The organism is Mycoplasma sp. ATU-Cv-508, from assembly GCF_004011945.1.
GTDB lineage: Bacteria > Bacillota_I > Bacilli_A > Mycoplasmatales > Metamycoplasmataceae > RYZV01.
This window is the reverse complement of the sequence record NZ_RYZU01000001.1, coordinates 477,811-498,639: the sequence shown is the minus strand read 5'-3', so window position 1 is coordinate 498,639 and position 20,829 is coordinate 477,811. Positions and strand designations below refer to the sequence as shown.

The 20,829-nt window shown below is 42.8% G+C and carries 28 protein-coding genes and 3 pseudogenes; 2 read left to right on the top strand and 29 right to left on the bottom strand.

Annotation, left to right across the window (positions count from 1 at the left end):
• The first annotated feature begins 26 nt into the window (after nt 1-26).
• Complete coding sequence (gene mutM / locus CSH31_RS02955; RefSeq protein ID WP_161565703.1) at nt 27-845, top strand: bifunctional DNA-formamidopyrimidine glycosylase/DNA-(apurinic or apyrimidinic site) lyase; 819 nt, start codon at nt 27-29, stop codon at nt 843-845.
• On the opposite strand, the gene CSH31_RS02950 is transcribed toward mutM, so the two are convergent.
• From CSH31_RS02950 to prfA, 3 genes and pseudogenes are all read right to left on the bottom strand, one after another.
• Entirely contained in the window at nt 842-1,294 is a 453-nt protein-coding gene (locus CSH31_RS02950; RefSeq protein WP_161565702.1) for a methyltransferase, read from the bottom strand. The genes mutM and CSH31_RS02950 overlap by 4 nt on opposite strands.
• A 58-nt stretch (nt 1,295-1,352) precedes the next feature.
• The gene (locus CSH31_RS02945; protein WP_128008788.1) at nt 1,353-1,544 is read right to left on the bottom strand and encodes a hypothetical protein; all 192 of its coding nucleotides are present in this window, start codon (nt 1,542-1,544) and stop codon (nt 1,353-1,355) included.
• Nucleotides 1,544-2,625: pseudogene (gene prfA, locus CSH31_RS02940) on the bottom strand (peptide chain release factor 1). The gene CSH31_RS02945 and the pseudogene prfA overlap by 1 nt, the downstream one beginning before the upstream one ends.
• Before the next feature lie 76 nt (nt 2,626-2,701).
• Between prfA and gltX the strand changes: the two are divergent.
• Nucleotides 2,702-4,091: pseudogene (gltX, locus tag CSH31_RS02935) on the top strand (glutamate--tRNA ligase).
• Here the strand turns inward: gltX and CSH31_RS02930 are convergent.
• The 26 genes and pseudogenes from CSH31_RS02930 to CSH31_RS02800 form a co-directional block, all read right to left on the bottom strand.
• Nucleotides 4,088-4,339, bottom strand: a complete 252-nt coding sequence (locus CSH31_RS02930; RefSeq protein WP_128008787.1) for a type B 50S ribosomal protein L31 — start codon at nt 4,337-4,339, stop codon at nt 4,088-4,090. The pseudogene gltX and the gene CSH31_RS02930 sit on opposite strands and share 4 nt — an antisense overlap.
• 17 nt (nt 4,340-4,356) lie before the next feature.
• The gene (locus tag CSH31_RS02925; RefSeq protein WP_161565701.1) at nt 4,357-4,800 is read right to left on the bottom strand and encodes a thermonuclease family protein; all 444 of its coding nucleotides are present in this window, start codon (nt 4,798-4,800) and stop codon (nt 4,357-4,359) included.
• 74 nt (nt 4,801-4,874) lie between these two features.
• Nucleotides 4,875-5,740, bottom strand: a pseudogene (gene fba / locus CSH31_RS02920) (class II fructose-1,6-bisphosphate aldolase).
• Between the two features lie 79 nt (nt 5,741-5,819).
• On the bottom strand, nt 5,820-6,110 hold the full coding sequence (locus CSH31_RS02915) for a hypothetical protein (RefSeq protein ID WP_127942913.1): 291 nt from the start codon (nt 6,108-6,110) through the stop codon (nt 5,820-5,822).
• A 270-nt stretch (nt 6,111-6,380) separates the two neighbouring features.
• Nucleotides 6,381-6,734, bottom strand: a complete 354-nt coding sequence (locus CSH31_RS02905; RefSeq protein WP_128008785.1) for a zeta toxin family protein — start codon at nt 6,732-6,734, stop codon at nt 6,381-6,383.
• Between the two features lie 26 nt (nt 6,735-6,760).
• Nucleotides 6,761-7,531, bottom strand: coding sequence for an amino acid permease (locus CSH31_RS05005; protein WP_128008784.1), 771 nt, complete (start codon nt 7,529-7,531; stop codon nt 6,761-6,763).
• Complete coding sequence (locus tag CSH31_RS05000) at nt 7,531-8,139, bottom strand: amino acid permease (protein WP_161565700.1); 609 nt, start codon at nt 8,137-8,139, stop codon at nt 7,531-7,533. Before CSH31_RS05000 ends, CSH31_RS05005 begins: the two co-directional genes overlap by 1 nt.
• A 127-nt stretch (nt 8,140-8,266) precedes the next feature.
• Nucleotides 8,267-8,704, bottom strand: a complete 438-nt coding sequence (locus tag CSH31_RS02890; RefSeq protein ID WP_128008782.1) for a hypothetical protein — start codon at nt 8,702-8,704, stop codon at nt 8,267-8,269.
• Entirely contained in the window at nt 8,685-9,329 is a 645-nt protein-coding gene (locus CSH31_RS02885; protein ID WP_161565699.1) for an ABC transporter permease, read from the bottom strand. The genes CSH31_RS02890 and CSH31_RS02885 overlap by 20 nt, the downstream gene beginning before the upstream one ends.
• Before the next feature lie 2 nt (nt 9,330-9,331).
• Nucleotides 9,332-10,051, bottom strand: a complete 720-nt coding sequence (locus CSH31_RS02880) for an ABC transporter ATP-binding protein (protein ID WP_128008780.1) — start codon at nt 10,049-10,051, stop codon at nt 9,332-9,334.
• 84 nt (nt 10,052-10,135) lie between these two features.
• Entirely contained in the window at nt 10,136-10,702 is a 567-nt protein-coding gene (locus tag CSH31_RS02875) for a DALR anticodon-binding domain-containing protein (protein WP_128008779.1), read from the bottom strand.
• Between the two features lie 11 nt (nt 10,703-10,713).
• Nucleotides 10,714-11,241, bottom strand: a complete 528-nt coding sequence (locus CSH31_RS02870; RefSeq protein ID WP_128008778.1) for a hypothetical protein — start codon at nt 11,239-11,241, stop codon at nt 10,714-10,716.
• 35 nt (nt 11,242-11,276) lie between these two features.
• The gene (locus CSH31_RS02865) at nt 11,277-11,714 is read right to left on the bottom strand and encodes a hypothetical protein (protein WP_128008777.1); all 438 of its coding nucleotides are present in this window, start codon (nt 11,712-11,714) and stop codon (nt 11,277-11,279) included.
• 4 nt (nt 11,715-11,718) lie between these two features.
• Nucleotides 11,719-11,877, bottom strand: a complete 159-nt coding sequence (locus CSH31_RS02860; protein WP_161565698.1) for a hypothetical protein — start codon at nt 11,875-11,877, stop codon at nt 11,719-11,721.
• Nucleotides 11,868-13,232 (bottom strand): aspartate--tRNA ligase, encoded by a 1,365-nt coding sequence (gene aspS / locus CSH31_RS02855; protein ID WP_128008775.1) that lies wholly within the window; start codon nt 13,230-13,232, stop codon nt 11,868-11,870. The genes CSH31_RS02860 and aspS overlap by 10 nt, the downstream gene beginning before the upstream one ends.
• 298 nt (nt 13,233-13,530) lie before the next feature.
• Nucleotides 13,531-14,034, bottom strand: coding sequence for an ATP phosphoribosyltransferase regulatory subunit (locus CSH31_RS02850; RefSeq protein ID WP_128008774.1), 504 nt, complete (start codon nt 14,032-14,034; stop codon nt 13,531-13,533).
• Between the two features lie 52 nt (nt 14,035-14,086).
• A complete protein-coding gene (locus tag CSH31_RS02845; protein ID WP_128008773.1) occupies nt 14,087-14,686 on the bottom strand; it encodes an ATP phosphoribosyltransferase regulatory subunit in 600 nt (199 codons plus the stop codon).
• A 12-nt stretch (nt 14,687-14,698) separates the two neighbouring features.
• Nucleotides 14,699-15,631: a hypothetical protein gene (locus CSH31_RS02840; RefSeq protein WP_128008772.1), complete on the bottom strand. Its 933-nt coding sequence runs from the start codon at nt 15,629-15,631 to the stop codon at nt 14,699-14,701.
• Entirely contained in the window at nt 15,568-15,966 is a 399-nt protein-coding gene (locus CSH31_RS02835; RefSeq protein WP_128008771.1) for a hypothetical protein, read from the bottom strand. The genes CSH31_RS02840 and CSH31_RS02835 overlap by 64 nt, the downstream gene beginning before the upstream one ends.
• Nucleotides 15,953-16,264, bottom strand: coding sequence for a hypothetical protein (locus CSH31_RS02830; protein ID WP_128008770.1), 312 nt, complete (start codon nt 16,262-16,264; stop codon nt 15,953-15,955). The genes CSH31_RS02835 and CSH31_RS02830 overlap by 14 nt, the downstream gene beginning before the upstream one ends.
• Nucleotides 16,242-16,535, bottom strand: coding sequence for a hypothetical protein (locus CSH31_RS02825; protein WP_128008769.1), 294 nt, complete (start codon nt 16,533-16,535; stop codon nt 16,242-16,244). The genes CSH31_RS02830 and CSH31_RS02825 overlap by 23 nt, the downstream gene beginning before the upstream one ends.
• 22 nt (nt 16,536-16,557) lie before the next feature.
• The gene (locus CSH31_RS02820) at nt 16,558-17,259 is read right to left on the bottom strand and encodes a hypothetical protein (RefSeq protein WP_128008768.1); all 702 of its coding nucleotides are present in this window, start codon (nt 17,257-17,259) and stop codon (nt 16,558-16,560) included.
• Between the two features lie 38 nt (nt 17,260-17,297).
• Nucleotides 17,298-18,242, bottom strand: a complete 945-nt coding sequence (gene ruvB, locus CSH31_RS02815; RefSeq protein WP_161565697.1) for a Holliday junction branch migration DNA helicase RuvB — start codon at nt 18,240-18,242, stop codon at nt 17,298-17,300.
• Nucleotides 18,226-18,792, bottom strand: coding sequence for a Holliday junction branch migration protein RuvA (gene ruvA / locus CSH31_RS02810; RefSeq protein WP_128008766.1), 567 nt, complete (start codon nt 18,790-18,792; stop codon nt 18,226-18,228). Before ruvA ends, ruvB begins: the two co-directional genes overlap by 17 nt.
• Before the next feature lie 47 nt (nt 18,793-18,839).
• Nucleotides 18,840-19,463 carry a uracil phosphoribosyltransferase gene (upp, locus tag CSH31_RS02805; RefSeq protein ID WP_127942902.1) on the bottom strand — a complete coding sequence of 208 codons (624 nt, stop codon included), beginning with the start codon at nt 19,461-19,463 and terminating at the stop codon, nt 18,840-18,842.
• Between the two features lie 68 nt (nt 19,464-19,531).
• A complete protein-coding gene (locus CSH31_RS02800; protein WP_128008765.1) occupies nt 19,532-20,824 on the bottom strand; it encodes a thymidine phosphorylase in 1,293 nt (430 codons plus the stop codon).
• Nucleotides 20,825-20,829 lie beyond the last annotated feature (5 nt).

Genomic DNA, 20,829 nt, shown 5'->3' with positions numbered 1-20,829 from the left:
GGAACCAATCGTTTAAAATGCTAAGTATGCCCGAACTTCCCGAAGTAATCACAGTTGTAAATTATTTAGAAAAAAATCTTTCCGGCGCCAAAATAGAAAATTTAACGGTTCGGAAAAATAAATTTGTCAAAGAAGTTACTCCTGAGATGTTCAAAGCCAAAGTGCAAGGTCAACGCATTAACCAAATCACTAACCGGGGCAAGTTCATCGTTTTTCACCTTGATCAGCAAAGCGTGATCCTTTCTCATCTCCGACTCGAAGGCCGCTACCGGCTAACGCAAGGTTCGCCCAATCTTGGTCCGCAAGACCACCTGGTTTTTCATTTGGATCAAAACCGTCACCTAATTTATAACGATTCGCGTCAGTTTGGAACTTTCCAAATTCGCACTCAAAAAGACTGAGCAAGCCGACCGCCAATTAGTAATCTCGGCCCTGATCCGTTTGAAATTAAACCAGCCGAGCTCTACCAAAAACTGCAAAAAACTGCCATCGCCATCAAAACTGTTTTGCTTGACCAAAGCGTTATGGTCGGACTAGGCAATATTTACGTCAACGAAGTTTTGTGAGACCAGCAAATTAATCCGTCTTTACCTAGTAAAAATTTAACTCTAGCTAAGACCTCGCAAATTCTGCTCAGCGCCCGAAGAATTTTAAAACAGGCGATTAAATTGGGCGGCAGTTCGATTAAAACTTTCCTAGCCTTTAATGACCAGGGCGGACAGTTTCAAAATTTTCTTAAAGTCCATGGCAAAGTTAATTTACCTTGTCAGCGCTGCCAAAGTAAAATCGCTAAAACCAAAGTCGGGCAGCGCGGCACTTACTACTGTCCTAAGTGTCAAAACTAAAAACGTCGGTAAGCAATTCGCCACTTGCCGTTAATATCGCGCTTTAAATTAAAATTTTGCGAGCGCAAAAAACTGACGTTGTCGGGACCGATTTCAAAAACTAAGTAGCCGCCCGGTTTTAAATAACTAGCAAAACTTTCTAAAATAGCTCGGTAAGCCGCGTTACCGTCTGGACCGCCAAATAAGGCGTGACTTGGTTCGTGTTTAACTACGCTGCTATCTAAATGCGTAGAGTCTTTGATGTAAGGCGGATTAGCCACAATTAAATCAAATTGACGTTGAGGTTTTAAATTGGAAAACCAATCTGAGCGAATTACGTGCACCGCTAATTTGTTTTTTAAAGCATTGATGCGAGTTTGTTTAACCGCGACTGGATCTTTGTCAACTAACGTTATTTTTAAATCCGGGAAACTTTTTTCAAAGTCAAACCAATTAGACCACTGCCACACCCTAAGTCACAAACCGACTGTCCAGACCTCAGCAGTCCGGCGACTAAATCAATTACTTCTAGCGTTTCAAAACGGGAATAAAAACAAACTGGTCAATCCGAATTGGTAAGTTTGAAAAATCAACGTAACCTAAAATTTTTTGAAAGGGAACTTGGCGCGCTAGCAGTCTTTTTTCCCGGCGACTAATTTGCTCTGGCAAAGAGTAACTGCGTTTATAGTTTAAAAAATCTAACCAACGACTCTGATCCATTAAAGCCCCGCTTGACGCATTTTTTCCGACTGATCAGCCGCGATTAAAGCTTCCACGATCGGATCAATCTTACCGCTTAAAATCCCTTTTAAAGAGGTGGAAAAATTGATCCGGTGATCGGTCACCCGGTCTTGGGGATAGTTGTAAGTGCGAATTTTTTCCGAACGTGCACCCGTGCCAGCCAATTTACGGTAAGCGCCCTCTTGCTCTTCTTTTTTACTTAGTTCAAGTTGGTAAAGTTTGGATTTCAAAATGCTAAGCGCTAAATCGCGGTTGGCGATTTGCGATCTTCCGTCTTGGGACTGGACGACTATGTTAGTCGGTAAGTGGGTAATTCGAACCGCAGAATCAGTTTTATTAACGTGCTGACCTCCGGCACCCGAAGCGCGGTAAGTGTCAATTTTTAAATCTTGGGGGCTAATTTTAATTTCGATCGAATCATCAATTTCAGGCATGACCGTAACTGTCGCCGTGGAAGTGTGCACTCGTCCCTGGGTCTCGGTCAGCGGAATGCGCTGAACGCGGTGCACACCTGTTTCGTATTTGAGTTGGGCGTAAACATTGGTCCTTTGACGCTGAAAACCACTAAAGTAAAACCGCCGCTTTCTGATTTTTGGATTACGATCGGTTTAACTTGCAAGCCGTGGAGAGCAGCCCACTTTTTATAAATTTCAAAAAGATCTCCGGCAAAAATGTTAGCTTCTTGTCCGCCGGCGGCTCCGCGAATTTCGACAATCACATCGCGAGCATCGTTTTCATCTCTTGGCAAAAGTAAAATTTTTAACTCTTGACTTAACTCGGTCAGTTTTTTTAGAGCTTCGTTTATTTCTTGCTTGGAAAGCGCCGCGATCGACTCGTCTTTGGTGATATTTAAAAGTTCTTTAGCTTGCTGGTAATTTTCAAAAACCGCTAAGTACTGGTTAAAAACTTGCACAACGTCGGTGATTTGGGCGATTTCTTGGGAAATTTGCCGGTATTTTTTAACGTCGCTAACTATTTCTGGGTCGTTTAACTGCTGGTTTAAGTGCAAATAATTTTGGCGAATTTTAACTAAGGAATCATAAACTACTTTGTCAAGCATGGGTAGAGACATTATAGTGTAAAGAACTAGTCATGGCGGCTAAGAGCTGGGCTTTAATAAATGCTAAAATAAACCTATGAAAAAGGTCCGAACTAGGTACGCGCCTTCGCCAACTGGCAATCTCCACATCGGAGGAGCCAGAACCGCTCTTTTCTCCTACCTTTTTGCCAAGCATTACGGTGGTCAGTTTGTTGTTCGGATTGAAGACACTGATCAACTTCGCAACGTGGCCAAAGCTGAGGAGTCCCAACTTGCTGACCTGGCCTGACTGGGCATAGTCGCCGACGAATCGCCTCAAAAACCAAAACTCTGATTTTGGTCCCTACCGACAAAGCGAAAAACTGGCGCGCTACCAAGAAGTTATTGAGCTTTTAATTCAAAAAGGTCACGCTTACTACGCTTACGACACGATTGAAGAGTTAGAAAAACAACGCGCTTGGCAAATTTCTCGTGGCATTTATTCGTTCCGTTACGACCAAAAATGACTCAAACTTAGCCCAGCCGAAAAAGAGCGCCGCCACCAAAACGGCAATTACGTGGTGCGCTTAGCATTAAAACCGAAGCAAACTTTCCAGTGAAACGACTTAGTGCGCGGGCAAATTAGCGTTAACGCCAGCGACATTGGTGACTTTGTGATTCAAAAGGAAGACCGCTTCCCAACTTACAACTTGGCCGTGACAGTTGACGATCACGACATGCAAATTAGCCATGTGCTCAGGGGCGAAGAACACATTACCAACACGCCCAAACAACTAGCACTTTACGAAGCGTTTGGTTGAAAACCTCCCCAGTTTGCCCATCTAACCATCATCACTAATTTAGAAGGCAAAAAACTCTCTAAACGCGATTTATCAACTCACCAGTACATCGAAGACTACCGCCGGGAAAGCTATCCTCCCGCCGCTATTTTCAACTTTTTAGCTTTGCTAGGTTGGTCTCATCCGAGTAAAAAGGAACTGCTGAGCCAGGAAGAATTAATTAAAGATTTTGATCCTAAACGTTTTTCCCGCTCGCCCAGTAAATTTGACGCCCAAAAGTTAGACTGGTTTGCTAAACAGTACATCAAAAACACTTCTAACTCCCAGTTAATTAAACACCTTAATTTAAAAACTAAGCACGGCGAAAAGTGGCTCAACTTATTTCTTGAGACTTACAAACAAAATTGCCCTTCTTACCTAGCGCTTGAAAACTATTTTTTGATGTACCAAAACCCGAGCGTTGAAAAACAAAAGTTAACCAAAGTTGCCCAGGTCTTTGCAAAGCAACTGAGCGAGCAAACCTTTGAACCAACGGGAATTAGTAAAGCAATTGAAAAGACAAGCGCGCTAACGGGAGCGCGTGGCAAGGAACTTTACATGCCGATCCGCTTAGCGACGACCCAGCTTGGCGAAGGGCCAGAATTAAAAAGCGCCATTTTTCTTTACGGACAAAAAGTCATTTATAAGCGGCTGGGAATTAAAACCTAAGCTCTTTTTTTGTGAAACATGCGGTTGAAACGTTCAACGCGACCAGTCGAACGGGCGCTTTGGCGGTTACCGGTGTAAAAAGCGTGCGACTGACTGGATGTATCAACAGTTAAAAGCGGGTAATCGCGACCTTCGTGGTTAATCGTTTCGTTAGTGTTAACAGTCGATTTAATGATAAAAACGTGCCCAGAAGCAGTGTCGCGGAAAGCTACTTCACGATAATTGGTTGGGTGGATATTTTTTTTCACGAGAGACCGTCCTCAGTTTAGTTCTCTCATTTTAACATTTTACGAGTATTTCAAACACCTTTTTTTGCTAAAAAAGCTCGGTGTTGCCGCTCCAAAAGATGAGCAAAATAACGGTGGTCAGTAGTGTAAAAACGACTTTTAGAGTTTAAACTAATGTACCTAACTTTGGCATAACCAGCTTCCAAAAGTAAAAAAGCTAAATCAAAACTTTGGAAAAAAGCGCGAACCACTACCCGCTGGTACTGGTCACTAGTCTCAATCTTGATTGTTAGCGTTTGGCCATGAATTAAATTTTCTAAGTAATCTTTAGCCGCGTAGGCTAGTTGACGCTGACGAGCATTTTTAGCGCTTAACTCGGGCGTGTTAACGGCGTGAATTCGGTAACTTTGTCCTTGGATGTCTAAAAAAGTGTCTCCGTCAAGCACTTGAGCGACTTGGATTTGGAAACTTGCTTTTTTCAAAACTTGCCACTTTGAAAAAGCTGCCGCCAAATATTAGCGTTCCAGCCGCCAAGATTAAAACTAAGGGGCAGTATTTACGCTTTATTTTGGGAACCAAAAAGATTAATTTTATCTCGCACAACTTTTTTAATTGCCTGGTAGCCAGGTGCGAGCAACTTGCGAGGGTCGTAGTTGCGCCCCACTTTAATTTGACCCGATTGCACAAACTGCTCAATCGCTAACGCGTTGGCGATTTGAAGTTCGGTGTTGACGTTAACTTTGGCAATGCCCAGTTTAATTGCGGCTTTGATTTGGTCATTAGGTATTTCCGATCCGCCGTGCAAAACTAATGCCTTACCAGCCGCTTGAGACTTAAGCAGTTCCAGCGTTTTAAAATCTAAACCCTTTCAATCGCTGGATAACGTCCGTGGATATTGTTGATTCCGGCTGCAATCATGTCCGCGCCAATGCTGGCCATCTTGGCCACCTCTTCTGGATCAGCTAACTCGCCAGTTCCAATTACTCCGTCTTCCTCTCCGCCGATTGAACCAACTTCAACTTCCACCGAAATGTCTTTATGTTGAGCCAAGGAAATTATCTCTTTTGATAAATGAACATTTTCTTCAAAAGATAAGTTTGACCCGTCAAACATAACTGACGTTCAGCCCATGCTAATAGCAACCTTTGCCGCTTCATACGAACCGTGGTCAAGGTGCAAAACGACCGGCACACTAATACTCAAATCTTCCACTAAACCGCTGACCAAATTAAAAACCGTTTGGTATCCGCCCATGTATTTAATCGCGCCCTCGGAAGTGCCAAGAATAATTGGCGAACGCATTTCTTGAGCCGTTTCCAAAATGGCCTTAGTTCACTCTAAGTTATTAATGTTAATGTGGGGAACTGCGTAGTGGTGTTTAACCGCTTTTTGAATAATGTGTTTGGCGCTAACTAATGGCATGGAAGTCCTTTGAAACCAAGTGGGTTTACTTAATTATAGCAACCCTCCTAAATTGGCATTTAGCTCTTGCCTAAGTTAGTTATTCGTTATTTTCGGGAACACGAATGCGAGTTTTTTTAATTTCTTCGTAACTTAAACGTTTAGTCAATCCCCAGTGGTTTTCGTTTTGACGAACAAAATCGCCGTCCACAGTTAGCATGTAATAAAGTTCGCCGATTTTTTTCTTCTCGAACTCATCACTTTTTAAGTCGGTGGGATTTTTAGACCATTTTGCGGCCATGGTTTTTTTCAAACTGGATCAAATTTCTTGAAAACTAAGCGTTTTGTGCTCGGTTAATAAATCTTTAACGACTTCGTAAATAGTTGGCATTGTCTCTCCTAGCTGGCAAATAACTTAGTGTAATCGTCGCCAATGTGGTTAATGGTAATCAAAAGTGCTTCGATGGACCGGGCTTTAATTTTGTCCCAGGGGATTACCACGTCGGCATCTTTTTTAGTTGGGGATATGAACTTTTTGTACGAAGGTTGAACGTGGGCAATTCAGCGCTGGATAACACTGTCAAGACTCCGACCTCTTTCTTTGGTGTCACGAATAATGCGACGGGCTAAACGCGTATCGGCTGGCGTATCAACGAAAATTTTAAAAATCGGCTAACTTAGTTAACTCTGGATCGTAAAAAGTGAACAAACCTTCAAAAATAACGATTTCCTTCGGCTCCAGTCAAGTTTTTCCCGTTGCTTTGTGGGAGACAAAATCGTAAACAGGGATTTGCACTTTTTGACCTTTTTTTAAAGCGATCAGCGTCTTTCTCATTAACTTAAAATCCATCGAACTGGGTAAATCAAAGTTAACGTTGCTGTTGTTGGAACCGCGGTAAAACGAATCTTGGGCTAACAAAATAGCGCGATTGTTAAAATGGTCGATGATTTGTTGCGAAAGAGTAGTTTTACCCGACGCAGAACCTCCCGCCACGAAAATAATTTTAGGTTCCATAAGTTAAAGTTTAGCAAATTAAGCGATTAAAGGACTGATAACTTAACCGGTGCGCGAGTATTTTTACCGCGGTAAAAACTGACTACAGCCGGGATTGTGCTCATGATTAACACCGACAAAATAATTAAAAATTGAATCAGACCCGAAATTGTACTAGCTTGGTTAAACCCGGTCATATCTACCAGCGCTGCGATCACGATGTAAAGACCGCCGCCGTAAAAAACTAGCAAACTAAAAAGAGCGTAAAAAGCGAAAAACCGACGTTTTTCCACTTCAACGGTTTTTGTTTTCCGGTTGATTAGACAACCCAAGACGATGGTTGCCAAAATCATGAACGTTATAAGCGAGGAGTAATTAAGCAAAACATCGGCAAATTGAAAAAGTTTACCGCTGGCGCCGTAAATTAACGCGGGTCAGTTACTCTGGTCTTGGTAACCGAGTATGCCAACTAGACCAAAAACGAGAAAGAAAAGACTGGTCGTAATTAAAAGGTAAAATCAAGACGCTTTAAACTGCTGACGAGCCGATAGACTTTGGTAGGAGCGACCAAACATTGCCCGGGACAACTTAACAATGTCCCAACCATCGCTATCTTGACTAAGTTGACGATACTGGTAGGGGCTAGCCACCACGTAGCCGTTTACAATTCCCAAAATTCCCACTCCAATGCAAATGTCAAAAGTATGTCTTAACCAGAGTGGCATGTCAATGCCTTGGTGGGTGCCATCACGTGAACCCAAGTTAAAAGCGACTGATAAAAACATGTAAATGAACGTAATAGCGATTAGGCCCCACATTAAAACTCCGCCACTTTCCGAGGGTTTTTGAGATTTTGTTTGAGCGCTCCGACCGTGTAAAAACCATCGTAAGCAAAGCAAATGGCCGGCAGACCAGCAATGAGCACAATTCAACGACTTGTCCCGCCAAGACCAACTGGCGGATCAATGTCTTTGTCTACCACTAGTCCAGACCCGGAACTACCAACTTGGGTGAGTGCCAAAATGGGTATCAAGACTAACGGAACCATTTGGACAGCGGTCGTGATCCACTGCATGTATTCGCCTAGTCGCAGAGAAAAAAAGTTAACGACCATAAATCACAAAAAGAACCCGAACGCGACAGCTCAAATGAAGTAGCTATTTTTAACGAGCGGACTATTAATGAAATTCAAACTTGAGGCAGCGTAAAGGGCTAAGGCAAAAATCGAAACCGGAATAAAAAAATACTTGTTGTAATTAACGGCAGCTTTGTGAAAAATTGGGTGGGTAAAAACGCGCGTCCAACCCAAAATACCCGTCGCTTTTTTAACGCTGGTCACTTCTAAAAGCGCGCCGCCGAGCGTAATAATCGCTAACGCCGCCACTAGTCAAGTGATGAGCACTAAAACTAAACTGCCGTGAGCCATGGCGTTGAGTTCTTTGTTTTTGAAAAAAATTCCCGCCCCGATGGTGGTGGCGATAATCAAAATAACTGCCGAAAAAAAACTGATTTTTTGTTGTGGTGAAGCAAACTAACCTCTTTTTAAGACTTTTTTAACCACGGTTACTCCAAGTGAAGCGACGAATTGATAGGTAAAGCGCGCCGACAATCAAAGGCCAAATGTAAGCGTAAGCCATAATCGTCTCCCAAGCTTGATAAATCACCTCTTTACCTAAATTTCAAATTTTAAAGTCGTACTGACCATCGGCGTTGGGAATCGGTTGGAAACCGTTTTGAATTGCTAACGTGACTAAATCGCCAAAAGTTAGTTCGGCTAGTCCGGTGCTAGTGATCTTTTTGTTGTCTAAAAGCCACTGAATGATGTTTAAAAGTGAGCCGACTTTTTCCATCTTGATATCTTCGTAAATAAAGGGATTGCCGGTAAAAATTTCCGGACCACTAAAAGTGACAGAAATGATCATCGTGGTGTAACGAAAAGGGAAAATGTACGAAATGTAATTCATGATCGGTTTAGTAATTAAGACGTTCATCGCGATAAATTGACCAGATAGAAAAGCAGCCGGAAAAATAGATTAGCATTCCAATCGCATTAGCTTGGTTAGTTGTGCGCGAAAAGGAAGCGATTAGAAAACCGAGCACAATTGAGAGAAAAATGTTCAGCAGGTTGCCGTAAATAAAACCAAGCGCAGAATAGGGATCGGTTAGACCGTTAAACAAATCCCAATCCAAATGTCTTAGGTAAGCAAAAGCCATCAGCACAAACATTGAAATGACTAACTGGCAAAGAAAAAACAAAATCGTGGCGCTCGTAAAATCACCTTTTTTGACGGGAGCCGCGCCAATTCTCTTTAAGATAACCGAAGTTTTCAGTTCCAGAATTGAGTGCGGTAGTCCGGTGATTCCCATTGACATAGTCGTCATGGAAATCATCCCCGGCAAGACTAAACGCGGTTCCATGAAAGACGACAATATGGTGTAGAGCAAAATTGGAAAAATAAAGTTTAAAAAGGGTCCGTAGAAAGACTTGTAGTAGTACTTAAAAAGCAAACGAAAAATCGCGACTTTCCCGCCTCTGCGTCCGTGTTTAAGAAAGTGGAACTTTGGATGGTCGTTTTTAGTCAATTTTTCGTCTAAAACTATCGGGCCGGGTTTCACGACTAAGCACCTTTCTTGGGCGAATCACTTAGGGAGGCGAGCTTTTTTCTTAAAAGTAATTCTTTGGCCTTTTTTCTTGATTGTAAAAACTTAACTACGTAAGCACCTAACGAACCGTGCTGCTTAAGAATGTCTGACAAAGGTCCATCATAATGGATTTTTCCGTCATCAAGCAAAATAACACGTCGGCACAGACGTTCAATTTCTGACATGTTGTGTGAAATTAAAAACGTGGTCATTTTCTTTTCAACCAAGTATTTTTCTACGTAGTTAAGTATCTCTTCGCGAGCAGAAATGTCTAAACCAGTTGAAATTTCGTCTAAAACTACCACTTCCGGGTTGTGAATCACCGCCAGCAAAACGTTAATTTTCTGCAATTGACCGCCTGAAAGCCCCTTCGCTTTTTTGTGGTAAAACTCGTCAACTTGAAAAATGTGAAGCATGTTCAGCAGTTCCCGACGCGAAATGGTTGAACCGTAAATATCAAGTTGAAAATTAATGACATCTTTAACAGTCAGGCCTTCGGGGTAAGATGAGTCTTGGAATTGAATGCCCATTTTTTCCTGCGGAGTACGTTTGTAAGGAAAGTGGTAAATAATTTTGCCTTTGCTAGGTTTAGTGATTCCGACAATTTGTTCAACCAAAGTGGTTTTGCCAGCTCCGTTTTGACCAATTACCCCGACTCTTTCGCCCTTGCGGACCACAAAAGGAAATGTCGTCATTAGCGATTTTTTGCTTGTAAATTTTAGTAATGTTTTGAACTTCAATGACCACTTTGTCCATGCTCACCCAATTTTACCAAAGTTTTACATCTGGTCCGGAGCTGACACGCCAATCAAAGTCAGTCCGGTTGCCAAAACTTGTTTGACAGCTTTGACTAGCGCTAAAAGTTCGCTTTCACGCTCAGAACTGATGATGCGCGTTTCGCTGTAAAACTGGTTAAACAGCCGAGCCAAACTAACTAAGTACTGCGGCAAAAGATGAACTTTATGGGTTTTAGCAATCGTCTCAATTAATTCGGGGAACTCGCTAATTAAGTTAACTAACTGGTTCTCTTTGCCCTCTAAATAAACGCCAATCCGTGGTTTTTGACTAGATTTAACTAGCAGTTGACGTGCTCGAGCATGACTGTATTGAACCATGTAAACTAAGTTGTCAGAGTTAGCGCTGGTGACTAGGTCTAAGTTAATGTCAACTTGGGTGGTGTTGGCGCGACTAATTAAGTAAAACCGCGCAGCGTCTTGACCAATTGTTTTGACAAGTTCTTCAAGCGTAAAAGCCACTCCCTTGCGCTTAGACATTTTCAGTTCTTTACCATCTTGGATCAGACGAACCATTTGGATAATGATGATGTCAAGTTTGTCAGCTGGCAAGCCAAGCTGAGCTAAACTGATTTTACCCGCTTAACATAACCGATGTGATCGCCACCTCAAACGTCAATTAACTCATCATAACCACGTTTTAATTTGACGCTGTGGTAAGCAATGTCGGAAGCAAAGTAAGTAAAACTGCCGTCGCTTTTAATTAAAACGCGGTCCTTGTCGTCGCCAAACTTGGTAGTTTTGAGCCATAAAGCCCCGTCTTTGCGGTAAGTGTCGGGCATGCTTTCAAGGGCCGGAATGACTAGCTTATGATCGTAAAGATCTTGCTCGTAATAATAGGTATCCATTTTGACGCCAATTAGTGCTAGGTGCTGTTTAATTTTTTCAATCATAAAATTTTCAGCAATTTTTGCAAACTCTTGCTTAACTTTCTGAGCCGGTAATTCAAGGTACTTGGCACCAGAATCTTTCACTATTTGACTAGCCAAATCAATAATTTCTGGTCCCCGGTAAGCCTCTTCGGGTAATTCAGCAGGTTTAGACAAAGCTTGTAAATAGCGCACATAGAGCGATTCGGCCAAAACTTTCATTTGAACTCCGACGTTGTTAACGTAATATTCCTGGTCTACTCGGTTGCCGGCAAATTTAATACGTTGCTCAGCGTTGCGCCAAGCGCCGCGTTACGCGCGTGACCAACGTGAAGGTAGCCCGTCGGGTTGACCGAAACATACTCCACGTTAATGTAGTGGGACTGCTTCCCGCGGCCGTAGTTTGCTCCTTGCTCTAAGACTTGCTGAATTTGTAAAGCCAAGCTGTTGGGGTTAAGGTAAAGGTTAATAAAACCGGGCGTGGCTACTTCGGCGCGAGCGATAAAACTCGCGCTCAAGTTAGCAATTATTTGCTCAGCAACTTCCAGCGGATTAGCGTTAATTTTTTTGGCAACTTTCATCGCTAAATTAGTGGCAAAATCGCTCCGGCCACGACTAGGAGTTAGCTCAACATTTTCAAAATAACCTAACTGCTCAGCGGCAGTTTCAAGCGCCTGAATCACTTTTTGCTTCATAACCTTAACTCCTTTTCTCAACAGCAGGTTTTAAATTAAGATGGTACTCTTCAAGTTGTTGATCGGCAATTTCGTTCGGGGCATTTTCCATCACGGCGTGCCCAGTCGCGTTTTTTGGAAAGGCAATCACGTCTCTAATTGAATCGCTGCCAGTTAAAATCATCGCCAGACGGTCAATTCCCAGTGCGATACTCCGTGGGGAGGAAGTCCGTATTCAAACGCTTCTAAGAAAAAGCCAAATTTTTCACTAACAACTTCGGAACTAAGGCCGAGCAGTTGAAAGACTTTTTTCTGTAGTTCTAATTCGTGAATCCTAATCGAACCTCCGCCCACTTCGTAGCCGTTTAAAACTAAGTCAAAAGTTTGGCCTTCTAGTTCGCCCAGGTTATCTTTGGCAGAGAACTCAAGCAACTTTTGGGGCTGGGTTGGCATCGTAAAAGGGTGGTGAAGACTAGTTCAACGCGAAGTGTTAAGTTCGCGCTCAAAGAGCGGAAACTTTTCTACCCAGAGAAAGTAAAGTTTTTTAGGATCAAAAAGTTCAAACTTCTCAGCCAAATAATTACGGATTGCCCCTAGAGCTTGGTTAGTGTCATCTGGCGATCCAACCACAACCAAACAGGTCTGAACCTTGGGACCAAGCTGAGTTAGTAATTTTTGCATTCAGGGCAGTTTTTCGGCATTTTTGGCGTTAACAAATCAAATTTTTTCGGCGCGGTTTTTTTGAGCGATTTCGCGGACCATTTTTTCCACTGACGGCTCAATTGACTGCTCCAAATTGAGCGACTTAACGCTTGCCTGAGCGTCTAGTTTGAAATTTTTATCACCATGAAAAAAATCGCTTAAATCATTAAGATGTAAACCAAACCGGCAATCGGGTCGATCGGTGCCATAAAGGTCCATGCTTTTCCGGTAATCAAGCGTGGGAAAAGGAATTTTAACCGCTAGGCCTAATTTGGCCAAACTCTCAACAAGCATTTTTTCAACCAACTGTTTTAAACTTTTTTGACTAGCGTAAGTTGTCTCTAAATCTAGCTGGGTAAATTCCGGCTGGCGATCTTTGCGGTTATCTTCATCACGAAAAACCCGTGCCACTTGGTAATAACGGTCAAATCCGCTCGCCATCAAAAGCTGCTTGTAAAGTTGGGGAGATTGGGGCAAGGCAAAAAACTTGCCGCGGTAGCGTGAAGGCACCAGAAAATCCCGAGCACCCTCGGGCGTAGACTTAGCCAAGTAAGGAGTTTCAATTTCCACAAAATCTTGAGCATCTAAGTAGTCACGGAAATTTTTGATTAGTCGGTGGCGAAACATCAGTTTGCTTTGCATTTCGGAGCGACGCAAATCAAGGTAGCGGTGTTTAAGCTTGGTGTCAACTTTGGCGCTCAAATGAGTATCAACCACAAATGGTAAATTCTTAGCTCGGGAAAGAACGCGGACGGTTTGAACTTCAACTTCAATTTGCCCAGTGGAAAGGCGAGGGTTGGGCGTCTTGCGAGCGACAACTTTCCCGCTAACTTCCAAAACGCTTTCCTTACTAAAATCAGCCTGGTCTTTTTGAAAAACGCACTGAACAATCCCCGATTGTCGCGCAAATCTACGAAAGTGATCCGACCAAAATTACGCTTTTGAGCGACAAAACCTTGCAGCACAACATTTTGGTGCACATTTTTTAAAGAGAGTTGAGCGTTGTTAATTTGTTTCATGGGAGTGCCTATAATCTTTAAAGTGAATTTCTAACTGCTCAAGTAACTGGGCTTGGTTAAAACTTTTTTGCTCAAAACTAGCCTTGAGAAGATACGTGTTTGTCTCCACTTCTTGATTACCAATTATGATAATCGCTAGGGGATTTTTTTTTGGCAATTTTACCGAGCGTTTTAGACAGTTTGGCCTGACCGCTTCATAGTTCAACTTTATAACCCTGTGCGCGAATTTGATCGCTAATTTTTAAACCATAAGCGCACCCGGCAGAACTAAAGTTAACCACGTGAAGAGCCCGCTTTGGACTAATTGACTCTCTAACGCTAGCAGGTAGGCAGGCCATCAAGCGTTCGATGCCTAAACTAAAACCAACGCTTGATTGGTCGGGGCCACCCGCTTGAGCGAGCAAGTTGTCGTAGCGACCGCCAGCAATTATTGTGTCTTGGCTACCCTGGGAACCGCTCGCGGGCAAATACTCAAAAATAATGTCGTTATAGTAGTCAAGACCACGAACTAGGTAAGGGTCAACTTCGTATTTGATGTCTAACTGGTCAAGCAACTGGCAAAACTGATCTCAGTAATTTTTAGCATCCGGAGTGTAAAAATCACCGATCCGAGGCGCCATCTGCACCACTTTTTTCCTTCGCTCGGTTTTATCGTCTAAAATTCGTAAAACATTAAGGTCAATCCTTCGTTGTGAATGCTCGTTTAAACTGAGACGATTTTTTTTGGAAATAGGCGCGCAAAGTTTTGACGTAATTTTGGCGTGACTTAGCGTCACCCAGCGAATTAATCACCAACTTAGTTTTTAAACCAAAACGTTTTACGATGGCTTGCGCAAGCAAAATAATTTCTAAATCGGCGCACGGATCTTTGGGTGATAAATATTCCACGCCAAACTGGTGAAATTGACGGTAGCGACCGCGCTGAGGATTTTCGTAACGAAACATCGGACCCGAGTAGTAAAGACGATGGTAGTCGGATTTAAGGTGGAGTTTTTCCTCGACCCAAGCACGCACAACGCTAGCTGTCGCCTCGGGTCTTAGTACCATCGGACGGTTTTTACGGTCATTAAACTGGTACATTTCTTTGCCGACTATGTCGGTGCCTAAACCAATTGATTTAGTGAAAACTTGGGCGTGCTCAAAAATCGGCGTTTCTATTTGTGAAAAACCGTGCTGCTCGGCTAATTGAGCAAGTCTTTGCTCAACGGTTTTTTTTACTAATTGCTCGGGGCCGTAAAAATCACGGGTACCCCTTGGTCGACTTGCAAACATCTTTTGTTCCTACTATGGATTGTAATTGTTAATGCCGACAAATTGCTGTTCTTCTAGCTGATTAACATCCCAATACTTGGTTCTTATTCGTCGGTTAATACCTTTCTGGCGAATAATTTCTAGTCTTGACCAAAGACCGACGGCTAACAAGTTGGTTGATCCGTGGCACCACAGAAGACCAATTAAAAGAGTTAAAGAGTAACTGAGCGGCACTGCATTAACTGCTGCCATTAGAATTACCAAACTTAAAATTTCAAACCCAAGCACCAATCAAGAGCGTTTTAAAGTGTCTCTGAGAGCGTTAGCCACTAAGGCAACGGTTTGTTTTTGCTCAAGGTGCCCGACGTGAATTTGCATTTTTTCGCGCACTTTGTCAAAAAGAACCGCTTTTTCGTTGACAGTCAAACAAAACACGACAAATAATCCGCCTAGGAAATATTGGTTAATCGGCACGCGGAAAAGCGCCACTAACGCGGTCAAAACGATTAAGTCAAAACCAAGCATTAGCACAAAAGAAAGCGCGATAGTTCACTTGAAACGAATTAGTAAGTAAACAAACAAAACGACTAAAGTGACTGAAATTGCAATGGCAAAACTGCTTCCGTAGTCAAACGCGTTAGAAGTGACTGTTTCAAAGAAGTAAAATTTAAATTTGTCCATAGTTAACGCTTGACTTAGACCCTCTGTGTCAACGCCTTTTAAAGTGCGGATCGTGACTAGTTCAACTAAGTTAGGGTTAGCATCGTTAGTCAAATAATCCACCGAGTTCAGGTCAACGCCAAAACGAGCCAAAATGGTTTTTAACTCCGCTAAATCGCCAGCTCCAATTGAACCAGTCGCGCCTTTGATTTGAATCAAATCTTGCCGGGCAAAACTGGTGTCTAAGTTAAAACCACCCCAGAAAGATAGCGATAAACCGGCAAAATCGTAAACACCACCGCACAAGCCGCCAAAGTAACTAGAGTAATTAACCAAAAGCGGCGGCCAAAACGAGGATAGTTAACTTTGTTGACTAGTTTTGAAAAGCCAGCGTCCCAAGTTGGCCTTAAGCCAAAGAGTTTTGTTTTCTCGCTCACTAGACCGGAGCGCAAAATTAAGTTGATGAGCACGCGGTTAACTAAGAAAGTTACTAGCAAACTGAGAACGGTGCCCAAAATCAAACTGAGCGAAAGTCCCCGCATGAAAATTGAACTTAAGTAGAAGAAAATCACGCCAATTAAAAGCAGCGGTATTTTGCTATCAAAAATAACTTTTCGGCTTTGTCTGTTAGCGTTTTGCAAAGCTTTGTCCAGCGTGCTGCCTTGGTAAAGTTCCCGTTTGAGACGCTCAAAAGTTAAGATGCAAATGTCGGTAAAGAGAATTAGAACTAAAAAAACCAGCTAGCGCCAGAACCGAAAATATCCCGCCAAAAACTATGAAAAGCGTTAAAGCCAAGAAGGTGAAGAGACCAAAAGACAAAGTTGAAATAAGACCGAGAATTCCGTAGTTAAACACTAAGAAAAACACTAGGAGAGCCAAAATAACGCCGATAGCGATGCTGGCGTGTAAAAATCCGTTAGGACCGTTGGCAGGTGGCAAAAAAAACGGTCACAATTGGCGTCAGACTGTAATTATTAGCCCCGAAGTTAATTTGTTGAGCCAAGTACTGAACGCGTTCGGGACTAAAAGAATCATCCTCCAAAATGATGTCGCCAAAAAGCGGGCGTTGAGGATCAACTTTAATCGTGGAGATCAAGTGGTTTTTAACGTCAATTTGGTAGCGTTTAAAAATGTTGGGTTTTTTATTTTTATCAACCGGTTCTTCGTCCACAAATGAAAATAGGTAGGGGTTGCCGCCGGCTTTTTTCAAGCCTCGGGTCAGTTGGATTTGGCTAGTTGAATGTATTTATCAATGTCAATTCATGCCAAAATGACTCTTTTGTCCTCGGGCAATCTGCTAACGTAAAGAGACGCTCTAGTTCAAGCGATTTAGCTTCTTTGGTAGCCCAAGCGACTTTGAGTTTTGGTTTAGTATCGTAAACGGGTTTGGCGCCGTTAATAGCTACGTCAACGTAACTCTCTTGGCGTCAGAGCATCTCTTCGGGTGTAATCAAAGCTTTGGAAGGATCGCCAGAAAGTTCCTGGTTAAAACCTCCGTTTCGGTTAAAAAGCGTGTTGCCGTAGTAGTCAGTGAAAATAAGGTGAGGGCGAGCGGTTAAAACCTCTTGGATGGAATTAGCCTTGACCGGGTCGTCAATGCCAGGGTACTCCACCCTTACAAAAACCCCATTGTCGTTAACTTCCGGAGTGGTAGTGACACCGATCGTACCTAGCCCGTCAACTCGGTCGCGAATTTCACGCGCTACTTGAGCGGCAAAGTCCTCTTTTTCGGCGCGGTTGGTAAAACTTTTTTCGTTGTTAACTCGCAAAACGTACTGGGCACGCTGAGCGAGGTCTGAGCCAGGTTTAATGCGCGGGACTAAGTAAAAAATGCTCCCGAAAACAATCGCCGAAAGACTCAAAATGCTAATTAAGGTCGCCAAAAAAATTCTTTTTCAACGCGTCAGCGTCAGTCATTTTTTCAACCTGTTCATAATGTTAAGTAATTATATAGGAAAGTATCAGCGAGCTTTTAGTGGGGTTCGCTTAAGTATTTTCGGCCGAGCTCGCTAATTTGCCGACCACGCGTTGATTTAACAATTAGTTTGTGTCCGAGCAAAAGAGGCTCTAACTGACTAACCACGTAAACGGGGCTCTGATTAACTAGTTTGGCGATTGTCGCCAATGATATTCATGTCTGGTGAGGGAAGCTGGCTAAAACTTTGAGATAGGTAATTTGAATCGGGTTAACACCTCCTAAGTGGAGACCGATTGACGAAAGAACTTTTTTAACAAATGCTGGGTTAATTAAAGTTGGTTTTTCAACTTCGATAAAATCAGCTAAACGACGCAAAATGTTAATTGCAATCCGCGGATTTTGATCAGCATAATCCACGACAAGACGCATGACTTTGCTCGGTAAAGTCAACTTTAATTGTTGGGCATTTTGACGAATGATTTCCATCATATCCTCGAGCGAATAAGGTTTAAACTGGGCGATTAAGCCGAAGCGATTTTGGAAAGGCAAGGGAATTTGCTCGATTTTTGTCGTAGCTCCGATCAGCGTGAAAGGCGGCAACTCTAGCCGAATAATTTTCTGCTCGCTGCCGTGGCCGAGAACTACATCGATTAACCTGTCTTCCATGGCAATGTAAAGAATTTCCGACAGTTTAGAGTTAAGACTGTGAATTTCATCGATAAAAACCAGTTGTTGATCGCTCAGTCCGCTCAAAAGAAGCAATAACTCAGACTTTTCGCGCAGCATTGCTCCCTGACTATAACGAATTGGTCTTTTAGTTTCGTGGGCCAAAATAGTCGCTAAAGTCGTTTTGCCTTGCCCCTGATGAGCGTTAAAAAGAATGTGATCTAGCGCCTGTTGACGGAGTTTGGCCGCGCTAACCATTGTTTTGAGAGTGGTTTTAATTTCAGCCTGGCCGACAAAACCGTCAAAACGCGTTGGTCTATGCAAATTTTTCACGGGCAATTATTTTGATCGCGCTTTCTACCATTTTATCCAGTGAATCACTTTTCTCAACTTTTTCGCTCGCTTTATCAATTTGACTTTGGTTAAAGCCAAGCGACAAAAGAGCGGCTTTGAGTTTGCTGACCTCGGTGAACACCGACTTTTTTTGACCAAAGTTAGCGTACTTATCTCTAAGACCCAAAATAATTTGCCGGGCGGTCTTAATACCGATGCCCGGTTTTTCAACCAAAAGACTCAGCCTATCCTCAACGATGCATTTAATTAGTCACTCAACACCTGATCGAAGAAGGTTCAGGGCGCTTTTGGGTCCAATGCCCGAAATAGCGATTAAATCTTCAAACAAACTTCGTTCCCGAAAATCGCTAAAACCGTAAAGCGTGTCCTGGTAATCGTTACGGCAGCGATAAATGTAAACTTTTTGAATTTTGTGGCGAGTAAATTTGCTGCCATCGGCAACGTAGATTATTTCTCCGCTGTAACGCGATTCTAAAACAATGTGTAAATTGCCGACAGCTACAACTTTACCAATCCGGTATATTTCCATTTTATATCCCCGTTTTATATTGGTAAAGCGTCGGGAAAATTCAATTTTTATTTCGTGCCAAACAAACGGTCACCGGCGTCGCCTAAACCAGGAATAATGTATTTATTTTCGTCTAAGTGGCTATCCTTAGCAGCTAAAAAAATGTTAACTTTCGGATGGTGTTTCAAAACATTGTCAATCCCCTCTTGGCATCCGACAATTGAAAGCAAGGAAATTTTTTGAAATCCATTTTTACGAAGACTGGCGATTGCGTCAACGGCGGAATTGCCCGTTGCAAGCATCGGGTCAACGATAATAACTTCCGAGTCTAATGCAACGGGTGGCATTTTGTAAAAATATTCTACCGCGTGAAAGTTTTTACTGTCGCGGTAAATACCGATGTGACCAATTCGCGCTTGGGGAATTAAATGTTCAATCGCGTTAACCATTCCTAGTCCAGCTCGGAGAATTGGTACGATCACGATTTCTTTGTCAAAATCTAAACCTTTGGCGCGCGTACCAGTTGGCGTATTAACTCACTTGGTTTTGCCTCGGTACTTGCGTAAAACTTCGTAAACCATCAGAGATGCCAGTTGGCTTAAATTTTTGCGAAAGGGTAAGTGCGACGTGCTTGCATCACGCATCTTAGTCAGTTTAATTTTGATTAGGGGATGATTGAGTATTTTTACCACGACTAATTCTGACCTAATCTTAACAAATTACTTTTTGCTCACCGCTAATAAATAACAAGCAGATAAAACTAAATTCGCGCTCAAACCATCGGCTGGGCTTGGTAACTTTGACCAACCTTATAAGCGTCAGCCAGGAGATCAACTTGTCAACTTTCGATCGGATTAGACGAATAGAGCGTAAAGAGTAAGTCGCCCTTCTTAACGCGTTCACCTGACTTATGGTGCAAATAAATGCCAGCATCGTAATCAATTTCCTGATCTTTTGTTTCGCGGCCGGCCCCTAATTTCATGGCGGCAGTGCCAAACTTAACTGCGCTTACAATGTCAAGCACTCCTTCGCTGGTGGCAAAAATTTCGTGGCTGTACTTGGGTTTCCAAAAATTATCCGAGCGTAAGTGTTCAAAATCGACTCCTTGACGAATCATTCACTCTTTGAACTTCTCTAGTGCCTTGCCTTGAGTGATGACCTGGTTTACTTGCTGAGCGGCTTGCTCAGAGGTAAGAGAAGGCCTAGCTTGGAGTAAAAGCGTCTGGCACGAAGACTTAATTAACTCATCTAAATCAGGAATAACTTGACCGCTAAGATAGTTAAGCGCTTCTAAAACTTCAATCCGGTTGCCGATCGCTTTACCAAGTGGTCGGCTCATGTTGGAAATTTCAGCGCGCACATTTTTGCCTAGTTCTTGGCCGATTTTAATCATTAATTGAGCCAACTTTTTAGCCGCTGGGATATCTTTCATAAAACTGCCATCACCGCATTTAACGTCTAGCAAAATAGCGTCGGCGCCCGTAGCAATTTTCTTAGACATCACCGAAGCAGTCATAAGAGCAATTGACTCGACTGTCGCGGTAACATCTCGCAAAGCATAAATCTTTTTATCGGCCGGGACAATGTTGCCGCTTTGACCGATCAAAGCGATTTTGATGTCTTTGACTTGCTTAATAAATTCCGAACTTGGTAAATTAATTTTGTAGCCAGGAATTGACATTAGTTTGTCAGCCGTGCCGCCGGTGTAACCTAAACCGCGGCCCGACATCTTAGCAAAACTAACTCCTAAACTAGCCATCACCGGACCGATAATTAAACTGACTTTATCACCTACTCCGCCGGTTGAATGTTTATCAACGACCGGGCGACTAACCGACGATAAATCTAAAATGTCGCCTGAACGAGCCATCGCCATGGTCAAAGCGCTAGTCTCTTGAACATCTAACCCTTGAAACATAACGGCCATCAAAAAAGCCGCCATTTGGTAGTCGGGTAAAACGCCCTGGACGTAAGCATTGACGAGTTTTTCAATTTCAAAACTTGTCAATTTCTGGCCAGTGCGTTTTTTTTCAATTAGATCGACTGCGTTCATAAGAT